Origin of the sequence: Hymenobacter algoricola (assembly GCF_039539525.1) — a bacterium.
Lineage (GTDB): Bacteria > Bacteroidota > Bacteroidia > Cytophagales > Hymenobacteraceae > Hymenobacter > Hymenobacter algoricola.
This window is the reverse complement of the sequence record NZ_BAABDH010000077.1, coordinates 1-4,373: the sequence shown is the minus strand read 5'-3', so window position 1 is coordinate 4,373 and position 4,373 is coordinate 1. Positions and strand designations below refer to the sequence as shown.

Sequence of the window (4,373 nt, the reverse complement as noted above, 5' to 3'; positions counted from 1 at the left end):
CTACTTAACCCCCAATCAAGTCCATTCGCAAGGAAAAAGCCCCGCCGGAAAATCCGAGCGGGGCCCTTGCCTTATTCATGTCAACATATAGCCGGACGAGACAGTTGATGAAGCCGTTAGCGTACCACCGTCACCTTGCGGTGCAGACTGTAGTCGCCCACCTGGGCTTCGAGCAGGTACACGCCCGCGGCTAGGTCGGCTACCGGAATGGTGAGCTGGCGCTGGCCGGTGGGCAGGGGCTCGTGGTTGAGAATGGTGCGCACCAGGCGGCCCTCGGCGCTGAGCAGGCGTACGGTGGCGGGAGCGGCCAGCGGCAGCTGCAGGGCCAGCTGCACGGCCTCGCGGGCCGGGTTCGGGTACACCTGCAAACTCAGCCCGGGCAGCTTGGCCGCGTTTTTATTGCCCAGCACCGTCACGTCGATCAGGGCCGTCCAGACGCTGAGCTGCCGGTTGTCGAGGCGGGTCCAGATGGGGCGCACCACGTTGTTGTGGGCCGTGATGTTGGTGTAGTCGCCGAAGAATACGTTGGGGCTGGGCACGAAGGGCGACTGGCTGAGGCGGAAGTTCTGGAACGTCAGGCCGCCGTCGGTGCTGCGGGCGGCGTACACGTCGGTGCGGGTTTCGGTGGCGGAAGCGGGGTAGCTGCGCCGGTCGTAGAACACAAACCACAGGTAGCCGGTGGCCTGGTCCACGGTCATCCAGGTGAAAAACTGCTGGTGCCCGGGCGCATCGTTGTTTACCCGGCGCGGGGCGCTCCAGCTCAGGCCGCCGTCGGTGCTGCGCACCAGCCACACGTCGGCGTCGGAAGGGCCGTTGCGCTGGTCGCTCCAGTTTACGTAGATGGTGCCGCGGTGCGGCCCCGAGCTCACGTCGCAGGCGGTGATGGGCAGGCCGTTGGCGCGGTAGATGCCGGCCACGCCATAGTCCCAGCCGCCGGGCACGCTGGTGATTACCTTCTCGCTCGGCAGCCAGGTCAGGCCGTCGTCGAGGGAGCGGTTGAAGGTGAGCCCCAGCGGCCCGGCCCAGGCCGTGTAGATTTCCCCGTTGGGCCCCACGGCCGGCACGGCGCCTTCCACCGTGTTGTCCTCATCGATGGCGTCGCCCCCCACTTTGCTGATGCGCTTGGCAGTGGACCAGGTCAGGCCCTGGTCCAGGGACTTGCTGAACAGAATGCGGGAGCTGTCGGTGGGTGAGAGGCTGCCGTAGGTGTCAAACTCGGTCCAGGTGGCGTACAGGGCGTTGGTGCGCCGGTTCACGGCCACCCACTCCTTGTCCTGCTGCTTGGGCGGGTTCAGCCCGAAAAAGCCGCGGAAGGCGAAAGGCGTGGCCGCCGTGGCGGCCCGCTGCACCTGCATCCGGTCGATAAACGGGAAGCTGCCGCCCGGGGCGCCGGGGTTCGACAGGTGGAAGAAGTAGAACACCCCGGCCGTGTCGGCCACCACGCACGGGTCGCCCCACACGCCGTAGGGCGAGCTGAGCGGCCGCCAGGTCCAGGTCTGCCCGCCGTTGGTGCTGAAGTACTGGTTGCTGATGTTGGCGCCCGCTACCAGCTCCTGGGTGTTTTTGGGGTTGATGGCAATGGAGGTCTCCTCCGGACTGTTGACGGTGCTGACCAGCACGTTGGGATGGGTCGACTGGGCCTGCCCACTGCCGGCGCAGGCCAGCAGCAGGGGCAGCAACGCCAGGATCCGGAAGAGTTTTCTCATTCGTGGGGCACGTTAAGCAGGCTGTTATAGTAATCGACCATCCACACCAGGTCCGGGACCTGCTCGTAGCTCAGGTTTTTGCCCGCCGCATACGCGGCCACCTGCGTGGCCTTGTCGCCGAACAGCTTCTCCGCGGCCTTGCGCTTCAGCGGCAGCTCTTCTACCAGCTGCTGCCCGGGCCGGGCCACGAACAGGCGGGTGACGCGCCCAATGGAGGCGGGCCGGGTTTCCAGGTTATAGGCGGCAATCCAGTTGGCGGCTTTTTCATCGAGGGTGTGCAGCAGCAGCAGCTGCAGGGCGCCGGCATTCAGGACCTCAAAGAAATTCCGGCTGTTGGCGCTGCGGTCTACCGACCGGGCCTCGAAGCTGCGGCTGCCGGCCTTGCCCTCCGCCCCGAGGGTGAAGCCCCGCAGGCTGCCGACCGGCACAATGCGTACCCCGGCCGGAATGGTGGGGTCCCGAACTTCAACCAGCCGCAGCGCCAGGTTGTAGCGTAGCGCCGCAACGGGGGCTTTTTCGCCGCCGGGCAGCCACAGGGTGCCGGGCAGCCAGTCGGGGGTGAAATAGGCCTGCTCCGGGGTCAGGGCTACCTTCGCCACCACCCGGTCATACTCGTAAGCCGAGTAGTAGCCGGTCGACAAGGCCCGCACTTCCTGGGGCGTGAGCATCGGAGTCTGGTTCTGGGCCCGGCAGGCCGCGACAGGGGCGGCCGCCAGCAGGCCGAGGGCCCATACGAAAGCAAAGCGGAAGGACATAGGGCCGGCTCGATGAAGGGTGAGGCCCGGCCTAGCGGTTGCGGCCGTACTGCTCGTGGCTGCTCACCCAGTCGGAGCTGCTGATGGCGGCGCCCAGGCTCAGCTCGCCGGCCAGCACGACGCCGGCCACGATTTCGGCAAACTTATTCACCGTGCCGCGGCCCACGCAGCCCAGCATCCGGAGGCATTCGTTCTGGGTAGCCAGCCCCGTGCCGCCGCCGTGGGTGGCCACGATAAGGGAGGGAATGGTAATGCTGATGTACAGATCCCCCTCGGGCGTCACCTCCGAGTACAGCACCCCGGCCGACGATTCTGACACGTTGGCCACGTCCTGGCCGGTGGCAATGAACATGGCGGTGATGCCGTTGGCCGAGTGGGCGCCGTTGTTGTTGGCCCCCGACAAGAAGGCGCCCACGTTGCTTACCTGCCCGTGGTAGGCCAGCTGCTCGGGCGTCACGCGCATGCGCTGCTGCAGAATGTCGCGCTTTATCACGCACTCGGCCACCACGCGCTTGCCGCGGGTGCGCATCACGTTGATCTGGGAGGCTTTCTTGTCGGTGGCGAAGTTGGACTCGAGGTAGAAGTGGCGGATGGGGGCGCCCTTGTAGTGCTCCAGAATCCAGGAGCAGGCGGCGAAGGTGGCGCGGCCCACCATGTTCTGCCCCGCCGCGTCGCCGGTGCTGTAGTTGAAGCGCAGGAAGGCGAACTTGTTGCTCAGGTAGGTGTCGATGTACTGGAGCTTGGCAATGCGGGAGGTGCTTTCGGCCTCGGGCCGGATCTGCTCCAGGTTTTCGGCAATCCAGCGCCCAAAGTCCCGGGCCCCGCGGGCATCATCGAACACGAACACCGGCGCCCGCTGCATGGCGTCGCCGATGACGGTGCACTTGGCCCCGCCGCAGAGGTTGAGCAGCTGAATGCCGCGGTTGTAGCTGGCCACCAGCGTGCCTTCGGTCGTGGCCATCGGGATGAGAAAGTCGCCCTGGGCGTGCTCCCCGTTCAGGCGCAGCGGCCCGGCCAGCCCCACCGGAATCTGGGCCACGCCGGTGAAATGCTCGCAGTTGCCCTGCAGGTCGTGGGCGTCGAAGGAGTAGTGCTTCAGGTGCTTGAACTCCTGCCCCGAAAACTCCTCGGCAAAGCGCTGCCGGGCCTGAATGGCGGCGTCGGAATAGTCGTCCTCGTCGGAGCGCGGAATGCGGGTGCGGTTGTCGGGCGTGGTCACGATGGAGTCTTCCACCTCCACGCTCAGGTCGCCAAACGGGTCGGCCGCAAACTGCACCTGCACGGTATGCAGGCCTTCCCTGAGGTGCTCGGTAGCCAGGTGGAAGGTGGCCGCCTGGCCCACAGCCAGCGTGAAACCCGCACCGTCGGCGTTGAAAGCAGCGGCCGGCCGCACGTCGCCTTCCCCCAGATCCAGCGCAATCTGCCCGGCTCCAATGCGCAGGTCATCAATCTGCACATGGTCGATACGGGAGAGGTGTACCGTATCGAGGCGGTTTTTGATGCTGAAAGCCACGCCCTCGGGCGTATTGTGCAGGCTGCCGCGGGTGTAGAGCAGCTTGAGCAGCATGGGGCTGGGCGTGAAGATCATGAAGCGGGAATAGTTAGGGCAGAAAGTTGGGGCGGGTAAAGTGCGAATTTTTCGGGAATAGATCAGCGCTTGCCGCCAGCCGGTCCGGGCGGCTGGTTTTGCAGGACGGTGCGCAGGACCACGACGCGGCTCTGGCAGCGGACGGCGGACGTAGCTCCTGCCGCCACGACGGCCGGCCGCTCAGAGCCGGCCGGATATAAAAAAACCGCCCGGTATAGTTGTATAGTCCCAGGGAGAGAAGGTGTATTTTCCGGGCTGGAATTTCGTACACACTTATGGGACAAATACTCCACGGCAGCGCCCGCACAACTTCGGCAATACGGG

At 65.7% G+C, this 4,373-nt stretch carries 3 protein-coding genes; all 3 read right to left on the bottom strand.

All coding sequences use genetic code 11. The annotated features are described in order from the left end of the window. Positions 1-116: 116 nt before the first annotated feature. From ABD842_RS14020 to ABD842_RS14010, 3 genes are read right to left on the bottom strand one after another with little or no spacing between them, the layout of a single operon-like run. Positions 117-1,706: a T9SS type A sorting domain-containing protein gene (locus tag ABD842_RS14020; protein WP_345115076.1), complete on the bottom strand. Its 1,590-nt coding sequence runs from the start codon at positions 1,704-1,706 to the stop codon at positions 117-119. Next, complete coding sequence (locus ABD842_RS14015; RefSeq protein WP_345115073.1) at positions 1,703-2,461, bottom strand: hypothetical protein; 759 nt, start codon at positions 2,459-2,461, stop codon at positions 1,703-1,705. The genes ABD842_RS14020 and ABD842_RS14015 overlap by 4 nt, the downstream gene beginning before the upstream one ends. 31 nt (positions 2,462-2,492) lie before the next feature. After that, positions 2,493-4,049: a hydroxymethylglutaryl-CoA reductase gene (locus tag ABD842_RS14010; protein ID WP_345115070.1), complete on the bottom strand. Its 1,557-nt coding sequence runs from the start codon at positions 4,047-4,049 to the stop codon at positions 2,493-2,495. Between the last annotated feature and the right edge of the window lie 324 nt (positions 4,050-4,373).

Bases quoted from the DNA above. Each gene is read 5' to 3' on its own strand.
- ABD842_RS14020 (WP_345115076.1), bottom strand. From the start codon at position 1,706: ATGAGAAAACTCTTCCGGATCCTGGCGTTGCTGCCCCTGCTGCTGGCC.
- ABD842_RS14015 (WP_345115073.1), bottom strand. From the start codon at position 2,461: ATGTCCTTCCGCTTTGCTTTCGTATGGGCCCTCGGCCTGCTGGCGGCC.
- ABD842_RS14010 (WP_345115070.1), bottom strand. From the start codon at position 4,049: ATGATCTTCACGCCCAGCCCCATGCTGCTCAAGCTGCTCTACACCCGC.